This window comes from Agrococcus citreus (assembly GCF_039527715.1).
Taxonomy (GTDB): domain Bacteria; phylum Actinomycetota; class Actinomycetes; order Actinomycetales; family Microbacteriaceae; genus Agrococcus; species Agrococcus citreus.
Window position 1 is genome coordinate 445,678 of record NZ_BAAAKK010000001.1, and the last position, 18,363, is coordinate 464,040.

Below are 18,363 nucleotides of genomic sequence, written 5' to 3' on the forward strand. Positions count from 1 at the left end.
AGCCTGCGGCTGCGACGACCTCGAGCCAGGAGCGCTTCGTCGCGAGCTCGGCCTCGAGCTCCGACCGCTGCTTCGCGTCGGTGGCTGCCGCGACCTCGGCCTCGAGCTTCTCGATGGCCTCCTCGAGCTGGCCGGCGAGGCCCTCGGAGCGCGCCTTGCGCTCCGGGTTCGACGCCTTCCAGTGCCGCTCGTCGAGCTCGCGCACGTGCGTCTCGATCGCGCGCATCTTGTCCTCGACCTCGCGGAGCGCCTCGCGCGGCACGCGACCGATCTCGTCCCAGCGGCGCTGGATCGGCAGCAGCGCCTCGCGGGCGGCTGCCCGGTCGGTGAGCTGCAGGATCGGTGCGGCCTCCTCGAGGAGCGCGCGCTTCGCCTCGAGGTTGGCCGTGTACTCCTCGTTCTCGACGGCCGACTGCTCGGTCTTCGCCTGGAAGAGGACGTCGCCGGCCTCCTTGAACTGCGCCCACAGTGCGTCGTCGATCTTCCGACCGGCGCGGCCCGCGTTCTTCCAGTCGTCGAGCAGCGCGCGGTACGCGGGGATGCCGTCGACGCCCTTCGGCGCGAGCGCCTTGGCCTGGTCGACGAGCGCCTGCTTGCGCGCGCGGACGTCCTTGTGCGAGGCGTCGAGATCGGCGAAGAACCGGCGGCGAGCACCCTCGAGGGTGGCTCGCGCGTCGCGGAAGCGCTTCCAGAGCGCGTCGGCCTGGCCCTTCGACAAGCGGGGGCCGTCCTTCTGCAGGCGCTGCCAGTCGGCGAACAGTGCGTCGACGCGCTGCATCGTCTGCTTCCACTGGACGTTCTCGAGGTCGGCGGCGGCGAGCTGCTCGATCGCCTCGACGACGCGCGTGCGCTCGGCGATCGCCTCGTCGACCTCTGCCTTGCTCGCGGCCTGCTGCTTCGCCTCGAGCTGGCCGAGCTCGCCGCGCAGGGCGTCGAGACGGGTCAGGAGCGAGCCGGTGTCGCCGACCGCGTTGGCGCTCGAGACGGTCGTGTGGAGGTGCGCGGCCGCCTTGGCGACGTCGCGGGCGTTCGCGCCGCCGCGGATGCGCTGCTCGAGCAGGCGGACCTGACCCTCGAGGTCGGCGAACTTGCGCTCGAAGTAGCCGAGCGCCTCCGAGGCTTCCACGTCGGGGAACTGGCCGACGACGCGCCAGGCGTCGCCGTCCTTGACCGCGACGGTACCGGTCGCGTCGACCGCGCCCATGCCGCGCTCGATGACGGGGTCGCCGAACGTGGGGCCCTCGGCGGCGGGCGCCTCCTCTGCCGCGGGCTCTGCCGGTGCTGCCAGCGCCTCGGTCGACTGCTCCGTCGACTGCTCGGCGGGCCGCGCTGCCGGCTCGTCGGCGGGCTGCTCGGCAGGCTCGATCGGGGCCTCGTCGGCCGAGAGCTCGGCGACGGACCGCTCGGCGGGGATGCCGGTCGAGGCGTCGGCCGCAGCGGCGAGGGCTGCCTCGTCGGCGGCGGGCTCGGGAGCCTCGATGCCGGCTGCTGCCGCCTCGGGCTCGGCTGCGGGCGACTCGGGCGCGGCGTCGGCGGACGCTGCGTCGACCGGGGCCTCGGTGGCGGCGTCGCTGCTCGCCTCCGGGGCCTCGTGGGCGCTGGTGTCCCCGACCGCGGCGTCCTGGGTGGACTGCTCCGAGGTCTCGGGATCGATGGGCTGGATGGGCTCGGGCATGACGGAGTCTCTCGTACGAGGGAACGGGCAGGTCGAGCCTAGCGCGGTGGAGCGAGGGCAGGGGCCATTGCCGGCCCCGCTCTGCGACCCCGGCGCGAGCGCTACTGCAGCTGGAAGTCGTCGATCGCGACCGGCTCCGCGGGCGGGCCGTCGGGGGCTCCGTCCTGCGTGCCGAGCGAGATGACGTCGGCGGTCAGCTGGTCGAGCCCCGAGGTCACGCGACCGATGACGCTGTAGCCGCCCGCCGCATCCGAGGGGATGGTCGTGTCGCCGTAGACGATGAAGAACTGGTGGCCGTTCGAGTCGGCGTTGTTGCCCTGGCGCGCCATCGCGATCGTGCCCTCGACGTAGACGTCGTCGGCCGGAGCGTTCTCGACCGGCCCGTACATGTAGGACGGGTCGCCCGAGCCCTGGCCGTCGGCCGAGCCGCACTGCAGCACGCTGAAGCCCTCGCTCGTGGTGAGGCGGTGGCACGACTTGCCGTCGTAGTAGTCGCGCTGCGTGTCGGCGAGCACGGCGGAGACGGCCTGCGGCGCGGCAGCGCCGTCGAGCTCGACCCCGAGCTCGATGCCGTTGATCGTGAGCGATCCCGTCCACGTGCGGCCCTCGGCGAGCGAGGGGTCGGGCACGAGCGACTCGGCCTGGGTCTCGCCGGGTGCCGGGGCGGTCTCGCTCGCGGCGGGCGCGGTCTCGGCCGGATCGGCGGGCGGCTGCACGGTCGAGAGCAGCGCGGTGCCGCCGACGAGCACGACGAGGGCGGCGAGCGCGCCGACGATCGAGTCGCGACGCTGGCGTCGCTGCCGGCGCTGGTGCACCGTCTGCCGTGCGCGATAGTCGCGCACGCGGCGCTCCTGCTCCTGCTTCGTGACCACGGGCTCTCCTTGCGAGGCGGCTGCCGCGCGCCCGCGCGGCCGCGGATCAGGCTACCGCCTCCGGCGATGCCCGCCGCTCGCTCCGGGAGAGGAGCCCTCAGCCCGCGCTCCAGTGCGCTGCGACCACGAAGCACACGGTGGCGAGGCACGCCATCGCGACCGCGGACCAGACGAAGGGACCGATGCGCGGCCGCCGGTCCTGCAGCAACCGGCTGAGGCCGATGAGGAGCACCCCGAGCGCCATGACGCTCCAGCCGGCCCCGGCTGCCGTCACCGCCAAGGGATCCTGCGCCAGCATCCGTCCCATCGCTATCGCCACCGACGGGCCGACCGCGCCGAGTGCGAGCAGCACGGCCGCGGCGGCCCAGAGCGCCTCCTCGCGACGAAGAGCCCGGGACTCCGGGCTCTGCGCCGAGATCTCGCCCGCGTCGCGGAACCGCTGAGCCGCGCCCTCGCTGTGCTTCGCGCGCAGCTCGAGCACGGCGGCGAGATCCGCCGGCTCCGGCGCAGACGCCGGCAGCGACAGGAACGTCCGCGGACGCTCGTACGAGACGAGCGCACGCGCCAGCCGATCGCGCTCGAATGGCGTCGTCCAGCCATCGATCGCGATGCCCCAGCGTCCCGCCTGGTCGGGTGCGCCGAGATCGCGGTACAGCTGGGCGAGCGCCCGACGCCTCTCGTAGGGCGGCCGATCCGCAGCGGCGTGCGGCTTGAGCAGCTCGACGGCATCCCTCACCTTCCCGCGCTCCGCGCGGGCGCGCGCCCGGGCGATCACATCCATGCCGCCATCATGACGGAGCGCGCAGCCGTGGGCGACGAGCGCGCGGCACCAGGCGCCGGGGATGTCACACGTGCCGCCTAGCATGGAGGCATGGCCAGGGGGACGACAGCGCCGCTCGCGGTGCGCATGCGCCCCACGAGCCTCGACGAGGTCGTCGGGCAGCGGCACCTGCTCGGCCCCGGCTCGCCGCTGCGCCGGCTCGCGGCGTCGGGCGTCGGTGCCGACGGGTCGACGCCGAGCGGCCAGAGCGTCATCCTCTGGGGCCCGCCCGGCACCGGCAAGACGACCCTCGCCCAGTCGATCGCGCACTCCTCCGCGCGCCGCTTCGTCGAGCTGAGCGCGGTCACCGCGGGCGTGAAGGACGTGCGGCAGGTGATGGAGGAGGCGCTCAACGAGCGCGACCTCTTCTCCCGCTCCACCGTGCTCTTCCTCGACGAGATCCACCGCTTCTCGAAGGCGCAGCAGGATGCGCTGCTCCCGGGCGTCGAGCAGGGCTGGGTCACGCTCATCGCGGCGACCACCGAGAACCCGTCGTTCAGCGTCGTGAGCCCGCTGCTGTCGCGCTCGCTGCTGCTGACGCTCCAGCCGCTCGACGACGACGACATCACCGAGCTCATCGCGCGCGCCGTCGCCGATCCGCGCGGCTTCGACGGCGCCATCGAGCTCGACGACGACGCGCGCCGCCAGCTCATCCGCCTCTCCTCGGGCGACGCGAGGCGGGCGCTCACGGCCCTCGAGGCGGCCGGCGCGCACGCGATCGAGGCGGCGGGCGACGCAGACGGCCCCGCGATCGTGACGGCAGACGCGGTGGCGAGCGCCGTCGACCGGGCGCTGCTGCGGTACGACCGGCAGGGCGACGAGCACTACGACGTCATCTCGGCGTTCATCAAGTCGGTGCGCGGCTCCGACCCCGACGCCGCGCTCCACTACCTCGCGCGCATGATCGAGGCGGGGGAGGACCCCCGGTTCATCGCGCGCCGCATCATCGTGCTCGCGAGCGAGGACATCGGCATGGCCGACCCGCAAGGGCTCGTGATCGCGACGGCCGCCGCGACCGCCGTGCAGATGATCGGGATGCCGGAGGGCCGCATCCCGCTCGCCCAAGCGGTCGTCTACCTCGCGACCGCGCCGAAGTCGAACCGGTCGTACCTCGGCATCAACAGCGCGATCGCCGACGTGCGCGCCGGCGACTTCGGCCGCGTGCCCAACCACCTCCGCGACGCGCACTACGCGGGCGCGAAGCGGCTCGGTCACGGCAAGGGCTACCGCTACGCGCACGACGCGCCGCACGGCGTCGCGACGCAGCAGCACCTGCCCGACCCGCTCGTGGGCCGCCGCTACTACGAGCCGGGGCAGCACGGCTTCGAGCGCGACATCGCGGCGCGGCTCGAGCGCATCCGCAAGATCCTGGCCGGAGACGGCTGATCTGCTAGCCTGGTCGCTGGTCCACAGGCCGGCATCGCCGCGCCGCCGGGCCCGCACCCCTCCTTAAGCCCCGGCACTCTGCCGGGACAGCCGCTCGCGCGGCAGCGACTCAGCGAAGGAAGTCATGTCCACGAAGTCCCGTACCCGGTCGAAGACGCGCCTCTCGCGCGCCCTCGGCATCGCCCTGACCCCGAAGGCGGCGCGCTACCTCGAGAAGCGCCCCTACGGCCCCGGCCAGCACGGCCGCACGAAGCGCAAGGCCGACAGCGACTACGCCGTCCGCCTCCGCGAGAAGCAGCGCCTGAGGGCGCAGTACGGCATCCGCGAGGCCCAGATGCGCACCACCTTCAACGAGGCCCGCCGCCAGGCCGGCCTGACGGGTGAGAACCTCGTCGAGCTGCTCGAGATGCGCCTCGACGCGCTCGTGCTCCGCTCCGGCTTCGCCCGCACGATGTCGCAGGCCCGACAGATGGTCGTGCACCGCCACATCATGGTCGACGGCCAGCGCGTCGACCGCCCGTCGTTCCGCGTCAAGCCGGGCCAGACGATCCACGTCCACGAGCGCTCGTCCGGCATGGAGCCGTTCCAGGTCGCTGCCGCCGGCGGTCACGCCGGCGTGCTGCCGCCCGTCCCGCCGTACCTCGAGGTGCAGCTCGACCGCCTGCAGGCGCGCCTCGTGCGCCGCCCGAAGCGCGCAGAGGTGCCCGTCGTGGCCGAGGTCCAGCTCGTCGTCGAGTACTACGCCGCGCGCTGATCCACATCCATCGCCGAGAGGGGTCGCCGGAAGGCGACCCCTCTCGTCGTTAGACTGTCGAAGCCCCGAGGCCGACCGGCTCGGGGGAGAGCGTGACACGAGGGGGACCCCGCTGTGAAGAAGCTCCTGTTCCTGGCGATCGGCGTCGTCATCGGCGTCTTCGCCGCCCGCCGCATCGACGAGACCGAGAAGGGCAAGGCGCTGCTCGACGGCGTCGACGCCCGGAGTCGCGAGTTCACGGATGCCGTCAAGGACGGCTACCAGGCTCGCGACCGCGAGCTGCGAGGCGAGTGACGACACTCGAACCGAGCCCGGGCGCAACGCGCCCGGGCTCGTCATGCCCCCGATCGGCGGGGCTCCATCCGTTTGGCCCCCATCCGTCAGGCCCACAGCGGGCTGGAGAGACCTGACCCCCATGCAGACCGCAGACATCCACAGCCGCTTCCTGAGCTACTTCGAGCGCCGCGACCACCAGATCGTGCCGTCGGCCTCGCTCGTGAGCGACGACCCCGCGATCATGTTCACGATCGCCGGCATGGTGCCGTTCATCCCCTACCTCTCCGGCAGGGTGCCCGCGCCGTGGCCGCGCGTCGCGGACGTGCAGAAGTGCATCCGCACGAACGACATCGAGGAGGTCGGCCGCACGCCGCGGCACGGCACCTTCTTCCAGATGGCGGGCAACTGGTCGTTCGGCGACTACTTCAAGCGCGAGGCGATCGCGTACGCGTGGGAGCTGCTCACGGGCTCGGAGGCCGACGGCAACTACGGCTTCGACCCGCAGCGGCTCTGGGTCACGGTCTTCGAGACCGACGACGAGGCCGAGCGGCTGTGGCTCGAGATCACCGACATCTCCGCGTCGCGCATCCAGCGGCTCGGGCTCGAGGACAACTACTGGATGACGGGGCAGCCCGGCCCCGCCGGTCCCGACTCCGAGATCTTCTACGACCTCGGCCCCGAGTACGGCCCCGAGGGCGGTCCCGCGACCGGCAGCGACCGCTACGTCGAGATCTGGAACCTCGTCTTCATGCAGGACGAGATCGCCGACGTGCGCTCGAAGACCGAGTTCACGATCGTGCGCGAGCTGCCGAGCAAGAACATCGACACCGGCATGGGGCTCGAGCGCATCGCGTTCCTCAAGCAGGGCGTGCAGAACATGTACGAGATCGACCAGGTGCGGCCCGTGCTCGACCTCGCGAGCGAGCTCTCGGGCCGCCGCTACGGCGCCGTGCACGAGGACGATGTCCGCATGCGCGTCATCGCCGACCACATCCGCTCGTCGCTCATGCTCATGGGCGACGGCGTCACGCCGGGCAACGACGGCCGCGGCTACATCCTGCGCCGGCTCATGCGCCGCGCGATCCGCTCGATGCGGTTGCTGGGCGTGCAGGACGCGACCTTCCCGACGCTCTTCGGTGCGAGTCGCGACGCGATGGTGACCGCCTACCCCGAGCTCGAGCAGGCCTACCCGCGCATCGAGCGCCTCGCGATCGCCGAGGAGGAGACGTTCCGCTCGACCCTCGAGTCGGGCTCGACCGTGCTCGACCTCGCGATCGCCGACGTCCGCGGCGACGCCGGCAACGTCGTGCCGGGCAAGACGGCGTTCCTGCTGCACGACACCTACGGCTTCCCCATCGACCTCACGATGGAGATCGCGGAGGAGGCCGGCCTGCAGGTCGACCGCTCCACCTTCGAGACGCTCATGAGCGAGCAGCGCACGCGGGCGAAGGCCGACGCGAAGTCGCGCCGCAAGCTGCTCGCCGACCTGTCGGTCTACAGCGACCTGCGAGCGAAGGGCGAGACCGCCTTCCTCGGCTACGACGAGCTCGAGGCCGACGGCGAGGTCATCGGCATCGTCGCCGACGGCGCGCAGGTCGCCTCGGCCGGCGTCGGCCAGGAGGTCGAGGTCGTCCTCACCGCGACCGCGCTCTACGCGGAGTCAGGCGGCCAGGACAGCGACCAGGGCCGCCTCATCGGCTCCGGCTTCGAGGCCGACGTGCTCGACGTGCAGCGCCCGATCTCGGGGCTCGTGAGCCACACCGTGCGCGTGACCTCGGGCGAGATCGCCATCGGCGACGTCGCGCACGCGGTCGTCGACCCGCGCTACCGCCGGGCCGCGAACCAGGCGCACTCCGCGACGCACGTCGTGCACGCCGCGCTGCGCGAGCTGCTCGGACCCGACGCGCACCAGTCGGGCTCCTACAACAAGGCCGGATACATGCGCCTCGACTTCTCGTGGTCGAGCGCGCTCTCGAACGACATGCGCCAGGAGCTCGAGGGGATCGCGAACACCGCGATCCGCGACGACCTGCCCGTCGAGACGCGCGTCATGCCGCTCGACGAGGCGAAGGCGCTCGGCGCGATGGCGCTCTTCGGCGAGAAGTACGGCGATGCCGTGCGCATGGTCGACATCGGCGGTCCCTGGTCGCGCGAGCTGTGCGGCGGCACGCACGTCGCGACGTCGAGCCAGATCGGGCTCATCTCGATCACGAGCGAGTCGAGCGTCGGCTCCACGAACCGTCGCGTCGAGGCTGCCGTGGGCCCGGATGCGTTCCGGCAGCTCGTCGCGGAGCGCTCGCTCGTGAGCGAGCTGACGCAGATGCTGAAGACGCCGAAGGAGCAGCTGCCCGGGCGCATCCAGGAGCTCGTCGCGTCGCTCAAGACGGCCGAGAAGCGGATCGCGCAGTTCGAGTCGCAGCAGCTCGCGGGCCGCGTGCAGCCCATCGCGGACTCTGCCTCGCGCATCGGCGACGTGCGGTTCGCCGCCGTCGACCTCGGCGCGATCGGCTCGCCGGACGACCTGCGGTCGCTCGCGGCGCAGGTGCGTGAGCGGCTCGGCGGCGATCCCGCGGTCGTCGCGATCGGCGGCGCGGTCGACGGCCGACCGGCGATCGTCGTCGCCACGAACCAGGCGGCGCGCGACGGCGGCATCGCAGCGGGACCGCTCGCGAAGGCGGCGGCGGGAGCGCTCGGCGGCGGTGGCGGCGGCAAGCCCGACATGGCGCAGGGCGGCGGTCAGGACGCGAGCGCGATGCCCGCGGCGATCGAGGCCGTGCGAGCCGGGATCGATCGAGCAGGGACCGGGCGCTGAGCGGCACCATGCGACGCGGCGTGCGGATCGGCGTCGATGTCGGCCGTGCGCGCGTCGGTGTCGCGCGCAGCGACCGCGACGGGCTGCTCGCGACCCCGGTGGAGACCATCCAGCGGGCGTCGAGCGACGTCGTCGCCCGGTTGCGTGCGATCGCCGTCGAGCTCGACGCCGTCGAGGCCGTCGTCGGCCTGCCCATCTCGCTCTCCGGTGGCGACACCGCGAGCACGCAGGACGCGCGCGACATCGCGGCGCTGCTGTCGGCGTCGATGCCGGTGCGGCTCGTCGACGAGCGGCTCTCGACCGTGACGGCGTCGGCCGGCATGCGCGCGGCCGGCAAGTCGAGCAGGCAGCAGCGCTCGAGCATCGACCAGGCGGCGGCGGTCGTCATCCTGCAGCACGCGCTCGACAGCGAGCGCAGCGCCGGGCGAGCGCCCGGCGAGCTGCTCGACGCCGTCGACGGACAGGGCGGCGCTGCCGCCAGCGGAGGGGAATGACATGGCCGGTCGCCGAGCGCGGGAGCGCAAGCAGCGGAGTCGCAGGCGTCTCGTCGGGGCGATCATCGCCCTCGTCGTCATCGCGGCCCTCGGGATCGCCGCCTGGTGGGGGATCCCGCGCGTGATGGAGCGCTTCAGCGGCCCCGAGGACTACCCGGGACCCGGCACCGGCGAGGTCGTCGTGCAGGTGCAGTCGGGCCAGAACGGCTACGACGTCGCGGCGACGCTCGTGGAGCAGGACGTGGTCGCGAGCGCCGAGGCCTTCACCGACATCCTCGTCGCCGACCCGTCGATCCAGCTGCAACCGGGCGCGTACCGGCTCATGCAGCAGATGTCGGCCCAGGGTGCTGTCGACGCGCTGCTCGACCCCGCGAACAAGGTCGAGCTGCGGGTGACCGTGCCCGAGGGCTACACCCTGCAGCAGGTGTACGAGCGGCTTGAGCGCGACCTCGGCATCCCGCGAGCCGAGTTCCTGCAGGCTGAGGGCGATCTCACGCAGTTCGCGCTGCCCGCCAACGCCGTGTCGCTCGAGGGCTGGCTCTTTCCCGCGACGTACACGTTCGACGAGGGCGTGACCGCCGTCGACGTGCTCACGACGATGGTCGAGCGTCAGCGGCAGGCGCTCACCGAGGCGGGCGTGCCCGAGGCCGATCAGGAGCGCGTGCTCATCTTCGCGTCGCTCGTCCAGCGCGAGGCGCGACTGCCCGACGACTTCGGCAAGGTCGCTCGCGTCTTCCAGAACCGGCTCGACATCGGCATGAACCTGCAGTCGGATGCGACGGTCGCCTACGGCACCGGCAACTTCCACGTCGTCACGACGACGCAGGAGGAGCGGGCCGATGCGACGAACCCGTACAACACCTACGCCAACCCCGGGCTGCCCGTCGGCCCGATCGGCGCGCCCGGCGACGTCGCGATCCAGGCGGCGCTGTCGCCGACCGAGGGGAACTGGCTGTTCTTCGTCACCGTCAACCCCGAGACGGGCGAGACGGTCTTCTCCGAGACCTTCGAGGAGCACCAGGTCGCGGTGCAGCAGTTCCAGCAGTTCCTCCGCGACAATCCGGGCTGGGGCGGGTGACGTGACGGCCCGCCGGCTCGCCGTGGTCGGCTGGCCCGTCGACCACTCCCTGTCGCCCGCGCTGCACGGCGCGGCTGCGAGGGCGCTCGGGCTCGAGTGGGACTACCGGCGCTGCGCCGTGCCTCCCGGCGAGCTCGCGGGGTTCGTCGGGGCGCTCGGCGCCGAGTGGCTCGGCCTGTCGGTGACGGCGCCGCACAAGCACGACGCCGCGGCTATCGCGGTCGAGCTCGACGCGCTCGCGCGCGTGACCGGCACCGCGAACACGCTGCTGCTCGCCGACGGCGTCGGCGGGCGCGCGGTGCGCGGCTGGAACACCGACGTCGGCGGCATCGTGCGCGCGTTCGCAGATGCGGGGCTCGAGGAAGCGCGCTCCGGCGCGATCGTCGGCGCGGGCGCGACGGCGCAGACCTCGCTCGTCGCCCTCGCGGCGATGGGCGCGCGGCGCGTGACGGTGGCCCTCCGCTCGCCGGCGAAGGCCGAGCGGCTGCGCGAGCTCGCCGAGAGCCTGCGGATCGCGCTGCACGTGCAGGGCCTCGACGAGCCGCTGCCGGGCGTCGACGCCGCCGTCTCGACGCTCCCGGCCGCGGCCGAGGCGGTGCCCGCCTTCGCGACGCCGCCGTCGCGGCTGCTCGACGCCGACTACGCGCGGCCGGACGGCTCCCGCTTCCTCGGCGCGCTGCCCGCCGCGACCATCATCGACGGCCGCGAGATGCTGCTCGGCCAAGCCGTGCTGCAGGCCCGCATCTTCGCGCTCGGTGCCGTCGAGTCGCCGCTGCCCGACGAGCCCCGCGTGGCCGCCGCCATGCGCGCGGCTCTCGCCGACGGCGCGAACGGCGCCGGGGCATCCCAGTCTCTGGAAGAATCATGAGCATGCTGCGCTGGCTCACCGCTGGGGAATCCCACGGACCCGAACTGATCGCCCTCCTCGAGGGCATGCCCGCGGGCGTGCCCATCAGCGCGGCGCAGATCCAGGCCGACCTGCAGCGCCGCAAGCTCGGCGCGGGCCGCGGCGCCCGCATGAAGTTCGAGCAGGACGAGCTGTCGATCTCGGGCGGCGTGCGCCACGGCCTCACGCAGGGCGGCCCCATCGCGCTCCGGATCGGCAACACCGAGTGGCCCAAGTGGACCGAGGTCATGAGCGCCGCGCCGCTCGAGGGCGAGCTCACCGGCGCGCGCGCCGCGAAGCTCACGCGGCCGCGCCCGGGCCACGCCGACCTCGTCGGCATGCAGAAGCACGGCTTCGACGAGGCCCGGCCCGTGCTCGAGCGCGCGAGCGCTCGGGAGACGGCCGCGCGCGTCGCGCTCGGCGCCGTCGCCCGCGCCTTCCTCGGCGAGCTCGGCGTGCGACTCGTGAGCCACACCCTCTCGATCGGTCCGGTGCGCGTGCCCGACGACGCGACGCTGCCCGTGCCGGACGACGTCGACCGGCTCGACGCCGACGAGCTGCGCTGCCTCGACGAGGCGACGAGCGCCGCGATGCTCGCCGAGGTCGACGACGCACGGCGCGCCGGCGATACGCTCGGCGGCGTCGTCGAGGTGCTCGCCTACGGCCTGCCGCCCGGGCTCGGCTCGTACGTGCACTGGGACCGCAGGCTCGACGGCCGGCTCGCCCAGGCCCTCATGAGCATCCAGGCGATCAAGGGCGTCGAGGTCGGCGACGGCTTCGAGACGACGCGCCGTCGCGGCAGCGTCGCGCACGACGAGCTCGTCGTCGGTGCCGACGGCGTGCACCGCGAGACCGGTCGAGCGGGCGGCATCGAGGGCGGCATGTCGACGGGCGACCCGCTGCGCGTGCGCGCGGGCATGAAGCCGATCGCGACCGTGCCGCGAGCGCTGCGCACGATCGACGTCGCGACGGGCGAGGCCGCGCAGGCGCACCACCAGCGCAGCGACGTGTGCGCCGTGCCTGCCGCTGGCGTCGTCGCCGAGGCGATGGTCGCGCTCGTGCTCGCCGACGCGATGGTCGAGAAGCTCGGCGGCGACTCGATCGCCGAGACGCGCAGGAACCTCGACGCCTACCTGGCCGCGATCCCCGAGCAGCTGCGCACCGCCCCGTGACAGCCCCTCTCGCGGGCGGGCAGGCAGACGCGGCCGGCCCACGGCCGGGCGACGAGGCGGGCACCGTGCCGCCGATCGCGCTCATCGGGCCCATGGCCGCGGGCAAGTCGTCGCTCGGCCGGAAGCTCTCGGCCCGCATCGGCCGCACGTTCGCCGACACCGACAAGCTCGTCGTGCTCGAGCACGGGCCCATCCCGCAGCTGTTCGCCGAGCACGGCGAGTCGGCGTTCCGGGGCTGGGAGGCGGAGGCCGTGCGGCACGCGCTCGTGCCGGGCTCGGTCGTCGCGCTCGGCGGCGGCGCGGTGCTCGACGAGCGCACGCGCGCGCTGCTGTCGCACGCGACCGTCGTGCTCGTGACGGTCGACGAGGAGGCGGTCGAGCGCCGCCTCGCGGGCGGTGGCCGCCCGCTCGTCGCCGACGGCATCGCGTCATGGCGACGCATCGCCGCGGAGCGCGAACCGATCTACCGCGAGCTCGCGGACACCGTCGTCGACACGTCGAGGACGCCCATGGCCCAGCTGGTCGACCGGCTCGAGGCCTGGCTCGTGGAGCGCGGGCTGTGACACATCAGAGGGGGAGCGCATGACCACCATCCGCGTCGAGACCGAGGCGCCCTACGAGGTCCACGTCGGCCGAGGCATCCTGGTCGACCGCATCCGCGCGTCGCTCGGCGACGCGACGCGGCTGCTCGTGGTGCACCAGCCCGCGATGAGCCGCGTCGCCGACCACCTCAAGGCCGAGCTCGACGTCGAGGTGCTGCTCGCCGAGGTGCCCGACGCGGAGGCGGCGAAGCGCATCGAGGTCGTGCAGTTCCTGTGGCAGATCATGGGGCAGGCGGAGTTCTCCAGGACGGATGCGGTGCTCGGCCTCGGCGGCGGCGCTGTGACCGACCTCGCGGGCTTCGCCGCCGCGACGTGGCTGCGCGGCATCCGCATCATCCAGGCGCCCACGAGCGTGCTCGGCATCGTCGACGCCGCGATCGGCGGCAAGACGGGCATCAACACCGAGCAGGGCAAGAACCTCGTGGGCGCCTTCCACCACCCGGCGGCGGTCGTCACCGACCTCGAGCTCGTCGACTCGCTGCCGCGCAACGAGCTGCTCACCGGGTTCGCCGAGGTGGTGAAGGCGGGCTTCATCGCCGATCCGCGCATCCTCGAGCTGCTCGAGGGGTCGCTCGACGCGACGACCGACCCGTCGAGCCCGGAGTTCCAGGAGGTCATCGCGCGCGCGATCGCCGTGAAGGCGCGCGTGGTCGCGAACGACTTCCGCGAGCACGGCGAGCGCGAGTTCCTCAACTACGGGCACACGCTCGGCCACGCGATCGAGCACACCGAGCGGTACCGCTGGCGCCACGGCGCGGCGGTCTCGATCGGCATGATGTTCGCGGCCGAGCTGTCGCGACTCGCGGGTCGCCTCCCGGAGTCGGTCGTCGACCGGCACCGCGCGATCCTCGAGTCGCTCGAGCTGCCGACGACCTACCCCGTGGGCCGCTGGCAGACCGTGCTCGGCACCATGCGCCGCGACAAGAAGACGCGCGGCTCGATGCTCCGCTTCGTCGTGCTCGACGACGTCGGCAAGCCCCGCATCCTCGAGGGCCCCGACGACAGCCTCCTCTTCATGGCCTACCAGTCCCTCGCGGACTGACCCGCGGACCCCGCCCCCCGCCGCCCGCCCGACCGCGAGTGGTCACTTGCGCGTGTGAGGGGTCACTCCCGCGTGTGAGTGGTCACTTGCGCGTGTGAGGGGTCACTCCCGCGCCTGAGTGGTCAATTCCCATGATGACGCCGAGGACGTATCCGAGAAGACCACTGAGCGGCGGGAGCGACCACTCAGCGGCGGGAGCGACCACTCAGCGGCGGGAGCGACCACTCAGCGTCGGGAGTGACCACTCAGCGTCGGGAGTGACCACTCAGCGGCAGGAGCGACCAACGGGCGCCAGGGGCTGGCGGTGCGGACGGGCGCGGGCCAGAATCCCTGCATGGCACACGGCGACATCACGCATCTCGAGATCCCGGTGAGCGACATCGCGCGCGCGACCGAGTTCTACGGCGGCATCTTCGGCTGGCAGATCACCGAGACGGAGGGCTACGAGGGCTACCCCATGTGGCAGGCACCGAACGGCGTCTCCGGCGGCGCCCTCACCGCGCGCGAGGAGGGCTTCACGCAGCCTCGCTCGGTGATCGAGGTCGACTCGATCGACGAGGCCCTCGCGAAGGTCGAGCAGCTCGGCGGCACGGTCGTGCTGCCGAAGGGCGAGGTCTCGCCGACGAGCTGGTGGGCGGTGTTCACCGACCCCGACGGCAACAGCATCGGCCTGTTCGAGGGCGAGATGTAGGCGAGCGCGCCTTGTGCGCCAGACTGGCGGCATGCGCATCCTCGTCCTCAACGGACCCAACCTCGGCAGGCTCGGCACGCGGGAGCCCGACGTCTACGGCTCGGCGACGCTCGCCGACATCGCGCCGCTCGTCGCCTCGGCGGGCACGGCGGATGCGCCGATCGAGCCGGTCGTGCGGCAGACGGACGACGAGGCCGAGCTCGTCGGCTGGCTCCACGAGGCGGTCGACGCGCGCACGCCCGTGATCCTCAACCCCGCGGCGTTCACGCACTACTCCTACGCGCTGCGCGACGCGTGCGCGCAGCTGCAGGGCGTCGCGCCGCTCGTCGAGGTGCACATCTCGAACCCGCACGCGCGCGAGTCGTTCCGCCACACGTCCGTCGTCTCGGCCGTCGCGACCGGCGTCATCGCGGGCTTCGGGCTCGACGGCTACCGGCTCGCGGCGCTCGCCATCGCGTCGCGCGCGTAGCCTCGCGCGGTCACGGTCACGGTCACGGTCACGGTCGCAACCCCGCCGCGCGCTCGCGTCACGGCCGCACCGCGGCGACCGTGAGCGAGGCCGGCACGCGCAGCCGCTCCGCCTCCGGGAGCGCGAAGCCGCCGTCGACGGCGACCATGCTCGGCAGCGCCGACCACTCGAGCACCGTGCCCTCGCGGAGCGCGACGATGCGCAGCCCCGCGTCGAGCAGCGCCGTGACGATCTCCGCCACCGAGTGCGGCCACTCGAGCGTGCGCGGGTGTGCGACGCGCTCGTCGCCGCCCGTGTACGTCGAGTCGTCGATCCACTCGAGCGCGGTGCCGTCCTCGAAGTAGCGATGCACGAGGCGCAGCTCGCTCGCGTCGGCGTCGTCGAGCGCGAGCATCGCGGGGTGCGCGTCGCGGAAGTAGAGCAGGCCGCCGGGCACGAGCAGCTGCGCGATCTGCGACGCCCAGCGCGCGAGGTCCTGGAACCAGCAGATCGTGCCGATCGAGGTGTAGACGACGTCGACCGTCGTGCCGATCGCGGCCGCTGCGTCGAGCACGTCGCTCTCGACCCAGCGCGCCTCGACGCCGCACGCCTCCGAGAGCCGGGCGGCGACGTCGAGCGCCGCCCTCGAGAAGTCGAGACCGATGACGGATGCGCCCGCGCGCGCGAGCGAGACGGTGTCGGTGCCGAGGTGGCATTGCAGGTGCGCGAGTGAGCGCCCCGCGAGCGGCCTGGGATCGCCGGGCGCCGCGCCGAGCAACTCCGCGAGCACCGGCAGGTCGCGGCGCACGACGTCGGTGAGCGCGGTGGGATCGGCGGACAGCAGCCGCAGGCCGTCGTAGTGCCGCTCGTGGATCGGCACGCGGTCGTCCCAGTTCGCGAGGTTGACGGCGGCGGCCTCGGCGTGGGAGACGCGGTGGCCGTCGGAGTGCTCGACGTCGAAGGCTGGCTGCATGTCCCAAGCGTACGATCGGGGCCGCCTCGAGCGCCCGGTACACTCGTCTGTCGGCCCGTGCAGGGTCCTCGAGGCCCACGGAACGGAACACACGGCATGGCAACCACGAACGACATCAAGAACGGCGCGGTGCTCAACCTCGACGGTCAGCTCTGGAGCGTCATCGAGTTCCAGCACGTCAAGCCCGGCAAGGGCGGCGCGTTCGTGCGCACGAAGCTGCGGAACGCGCGCAGCCAGAAGGTCGTCGACAAGACCTTCAACGCCGGCACGAAGATCGACTTCGCGACGGTCGACCGCCGCGACTACCAGTTCCTGTACAACGACGGCACCGACTTCGTGTTCATGGACAACGACACGTACGAGCAGCTGCCGATCCCCGCCGACATCGTCGGCGACAGCGCACGCTTCCTGCTCGAGAACGGCACCGCGACCATCTCGATGCACGAGGGCGAGGCGCTGCAGGTCGAGCTGCCGACCTCCGTCGTGCTCGAGATCACGTACACCGAACCGGGCCTGCAGGGCGACCGCTCGAGCGCCGGCACGAAGACCGCGACCGTCGAGACGGGCGCCGAGATCCAGGTGCCGCTCTTCGTCGAGCAGGGCACGCGCGTCAAGGTCGACACGCGCGACGGCAGCTACCTCGGCCGCGTCAACTGACGTGGGTGAGGAGACCTACCCCGCCCGGCGCAAGGCGCGCAAGCACGCCGTCGAGGTGCTCTACTCGGCGCAGGCGAGGGACGAGGCGCCTGAGACGGTGCTCCGCGACACCGCCGACCGCCTCGGCTGGGCGACCCACGGATGGTTCCCCTTCGCCCGCGAGATCGTCGCGGGTGTCGCCGACGAGCTCGAGGGCGTCGACGAGCTGATCGCCTCGTCGAGCTCTAACTGGCCGATCGACCGCATGCCGCGGACCGATCTCGCGATCCTGCGCGTCGGCGTGTGGGAGCTCGAGCACGAGACCGCACCCTCGAGCGTCGTGATCTCGGAGGCCGTGCACATCGCCAACGAGCTCTCGACCGAGCGCTCCGGCGCGTTCATCAACGGCGTGCTCGGCAAGATCGCCGCCGCCCGCGGGTAGCGCGCAGCGGCCCGAGGCGCCACTGGCGCGGCGGGCGTCGGGCGAGCACGCTGGGCGCATGCTCGATCGCGAGGTGCTCGACACCGACTGCGCGATCGTCGGCGGCGGCCCCGCCGGCCTGATGCTCGGCGTGCTGCTCGCGCGCCGCGGCGTCCGCGTCGTCGTGCTCGAGCAGCACGGCGACTTCCTGCGCGACTTCCGCGGCGACACGATCCACCCGTCGACGCAGCAGGTGCTGCACGAGATCGGCCTGCTCGACCGCTTCCTCGCCCTGCCGCACGCAGACATGCAGCAGGTGACGATGCGGTTCTCGGGCCGCCGGCTCGTGCTCGCCGACTTCTCGCGCTTGCCGACCGTGCGGCGCTGCATCGCGTTCATGCCGCAGTGGGACTTCCTCGACCTGCTCGCCGACGCCGGCCGGGCGCTGTCGGGCTTCGACGTGCGGATGCGCCACACCGGCACCGCGCTCGTGCGCGACGGCGAGCGGATCGCGGGCGTCGTGGCCGACGGCCCCGACGGCCCGGTCGAGGTGCGCGCGCGGCTCACCGTGCTCGCCGACGGGCGGGACTCGGCCCTGCGAGCGGATGCCGGGCTCGAGCCCGTCGGCCCGCCGAGCGCGATCGACGTGCTGTGGTTCCGGCTGCCGCGCGAGGCGGGGGAGCGGGTGCCGTTCATGCAGGTCGGCGACGGGGCGCTGCTGTCGATCGACCGCGGCGGCTTCTTCCAGGCCGCGCACATCGTGCGGCGCGGCGCGTGGCAGGACGACGCCGCCTCGCTCGAGGGGCTCCGACGCCGGGTCGGCGCGCTCGAGCCGCGGTTCGCCGAGCGGCTCGCGCGGCTCGAGGCAGCAGACGTGCGGGTGCTGCGCGTGCGCATCGACCGGCTCGAGCGATGGCACCGCGACGGGCTGCTCGCGATCGGCGACGCCGCGCACGCGATGTCGCCCGCGGGCGGCGTGGGCGTGAACCTCGCGATCCAGGACGCCGTCGCGACGGCGAACGCCCTCGCTCCGCGGCTCGCGAGCGCGCGGCCGACCGAGGCGCTCCTGCACCGCATCCAGCGCCGCCGGGAGCCGGCGGCACGCGCGACCCAGGCGGTGCAGCGCCGGCTCGAGACCGTGCTCGTGCGCATCGCGGAGCCGGGCGCTGCCGTGCCGGTGCCGCTGCCGCTGCGGCTCGTGCAGCGCGTCCCGGCGCTGCGGCACGCGATGGGGCGCTTCATCGGGCTCGGGCTGCGCCCCGAGCACGTCGACGACGGGCGTCCCCCACCCGGGCGGCACGCGTCGACGCGGTAGGGTGGATGCG

The 18,363-nt window shown here is 73.2% G+C and carries 19 protein-coding genes; 15 read left to right on the top strand and 4 right to left on the bottom strand.

Features of this window, described 5'->3' with window-relative positions; genetic code table 11:
• The 3 genes from ABD106_RS02195 to ABD106_RS02205 form a co-directional block, all read right to left on the bottom strand.
• Positions 1 to 1,675: DUF349 domain-containing protein (locus ABD106_RS02195; protein ID WP_343916850.1), on the bottom strand; the 1,675-nt coding region annotated here is incomplete at its 3' end.
• A 101-nt stretch (positions 1,676 to 1,776) separates the two neighbouring features.
• Positions 1,777 to 2,547, bottom strand: coding sequence for a peptidylprolyl isomerase (locus ABD106_RS02200; protein WP_343916851.1), 771 nt, complete (start codon positions 2,545 to 2,547; stop codon positions 1,777 to 1,779).
• A gap of 97 nt (positions 2,548 to 2,644) precedes the next feature.
• Positions 2,645 to 3,328, bottom strand: a complete 684-nt coding sequence (locus ABD106_RS02205) for a hypothetical protein (RefSeq protein ID WP_343916853.1) — start codon at positions 3,326 to 3,328, stop codon at positions 2,645 to 2,647.
• Positions 3,329 to 3,418: 90 nt separating this feature from the next.
• On the opposite strand from ABD106_RS02205, the gene ABD106_RS02210 reads away from it, so the two are divergent.
• The 12 genes from ABD106_RS02210 (at position 3,419) to ABD106_RS02265 (ending at position 15,029) form a co-directional block, all read left to right on the top strand.
• Positions 3,419 to 4,753, top strand: coding sequence for a replication-associated recombination protein A (locus tag ABD106_RS02210; RefSeq protein ID WP_343916855.1), 1,335 nt, complete (start codon positions 3,419 to 3,421; stop codon positions 4,751 to 4,753).
• Positions 4,754 to 4,877: 124 nt separating this feature from the next.
• A complete protein-coding gene (gene rpsD, locus ABD106_RS02215; RefSeq protein WP_343916857.1) occupies positions 4,878 to 5,507 on the top strand; it encodes a 30S ribosomal protein S4 in 630 nt (209 codons plus the stop codon).
• Between the two features lie 114 nt (positions 5,508 to 5,621).
• Positions 5,622 to 5,801, top strand: coding sequence for a hypothetical protein (locus ABD106_RS02220; protein ID WP_343916859.1), 180 nt, complete (start codon positions 5,622 to 5,624; stop codon positions 5,799 to 5,801).
• Between the two features lie 121 nt (positions 5,802 to 5,922).
• Positions 5,923 to 8,595, top strand: a complete 2,673-nt coding sequence (gene alaS / locus ABD106_RS02225) for an alanine--tRNA ligase (protein WP_343916861.1) — start codon at positions 5,923 to 5,925, stop codon at positions 8,593 to 8,595.
• Between the two features lie 8 nt (positions 8,596 to 8,603).
• Complete coding sequence (gene ruvX / locus ABD106_RS02230) at positions 8,604 to 9,089, top strand: Holliday junction resolvase RuvX (RefSeq protein WP_343916863.1); 486 nt, start codon at positions 8,604 to 8,606, stop codon at positions 9,087 to 9,089.
• Between the two features lies 1 nt (position 9,090).
• Positions 9,091 to 10,167 (top strand): endolytic transglycosylase MltG, encoded by a 1,077-nt coding sequence (gene mltG / locus ABD106_RS02235; protein WP_343916865.1) that lies wholly within the window; start codon positions 9,091 to 9,093, stop codon positions 10,165 to 10,167.
• Between the two features lies 1 nt (position 10,168).
• On the top strand, positions 10,169 to 11,035 hold the full coding sequence (locus ABD106_RS02240; protein WP_343916867.1) for a shikimate dehydrogenase family protein: 867 nt from the start codon (positions 10,169 to 10,171) through the stop codon (positions 11,033 to 11,035).
• Between the two features lie 2 nt (positions 11,036 to 11,037).
• Positions 11,038 to 12,225, top strand: a complete 1,188-nt coding sequence (gene aroC / locus ABD106_RS02245; RefSeq protein WP_343916869.1) for a chorismate synthase — start codon at positions 11,038 to 11,040, stop codon at positions 12,223 to 12,225.
• Positions 12,222 to 12,788: a shikimate kinase gene (locus tag ABD106_RS02250; RefSeq protein WP_343916871.1), complete on the top strand. Its 567-nt coding sequence runs from the start codon at positions 12,222 to 12,224 to the stop codon at positions 12,786 to 12,788. Before aroC ends, ABD106_RS02250 begins: the two co-directional genes overlap by 4 nt.
• Positions 12,789 to 12,807: 19 nt before the next feature.
• Complete coding sequence (aroB, locus tag ABD106_RS02255) at positions 12,808 to 13,869, top strand: 3-dehydroquinate synthase (protein ID WP_343916873.1); 1,062 nt, start codon at positions 12,808 to 12,810, stop codon at positions 13,867 to 13,869.
• A gap of 334 nt (positions 13,870 to 14,203) precedes the next feature.
• A complete protein-coding gene (locus ABD106_RS02260; RefSeq protein WP_343916875.1) occupies positions 14,204 to 14,560 on the top strand; it encodes a VOC family protein in 357 nt (118 codons plus the stop codon).
• Positions 14,561 to 14,591: 31 nt separating this feature from the next.
• On the top strand, positions 14,592 to 15,029 hold the full coding sequence (locus ABD106_RS02265; RefSeq protein WP_343916877.1) for a type II 3-dehydroquinate dehydratase: 438 nt from the start codon (positions 14,592 to 14,594) through the stop codon (positions 15,027 to 15,029).
• Between the two features lie 58 nt (positions 15,030 to 15,087).
• On the opposite strand, the gene ABD106_RS02270 is transcribed toward ABD106_RS02265, so the two are convergent.
• On the bottom strand, positions 15,088 to 15,981 hold the full coding sequence (locus ABD106_RS02270; protein WP_343916879.1) for a class I SAM-dependent methyltransferase: 894 nt from the start codon (positions 15,979 to 15,981) through the stop codon (positions 15,088 to 15,090).
• A gap of 96 nt (positions 15,982 to 16,077) precedes the next feature.
• Here ABD106_RS02270 and efp point away from each other — a divergent pair, with 96 nt between their 5' ends.
• Genes efp through ABD106_RS02285 form a run of 3 tightly spaced genes read left to right on the top strand, consistent with a single transcriptional unit; the run spans position 16,078 to position 18,353 of the window.
• Entirely contained in the window at positions 16,078 to 16,638 is a 561-nt protein-coding gene (efp, locus tag ABD106_RS02275) for an elongation factor P (protein WP_343916881.1), read from the top strand.
• Position 16,639: 1 nt separating this feature from the next.
• The gene (nusB, locus tag ABD106_RS02280; protein WP_343916883.1) at positions 16,640 to 17,059 is read left to right on the top strand and encodes a transcription antitermination factor NusB; all 420 of its coding nucleotides are present in this window, start codon (positions 16,640 to 16,642) and stop codon (positions 17,057 to 17,059) included.
• Positions 17,060 to 17,117: 58 nt separating this feature from the next.
• The gene (locus tag ABD106_RS02285; RefSeq protein ID WP_343916885.1) at positions 17,118 to 18,353 is read left to right on the top strand and encodes an FAD-dependent oxidoreductase; all 1,236 of its coding nucleotides are present in this window, start codon (positions 17,118 to 17,120) and stop codon (positions 18,351 to 18,353) included.
• Positions 18,354 to 18,363 lie beyond the last annotated feature (10 nt).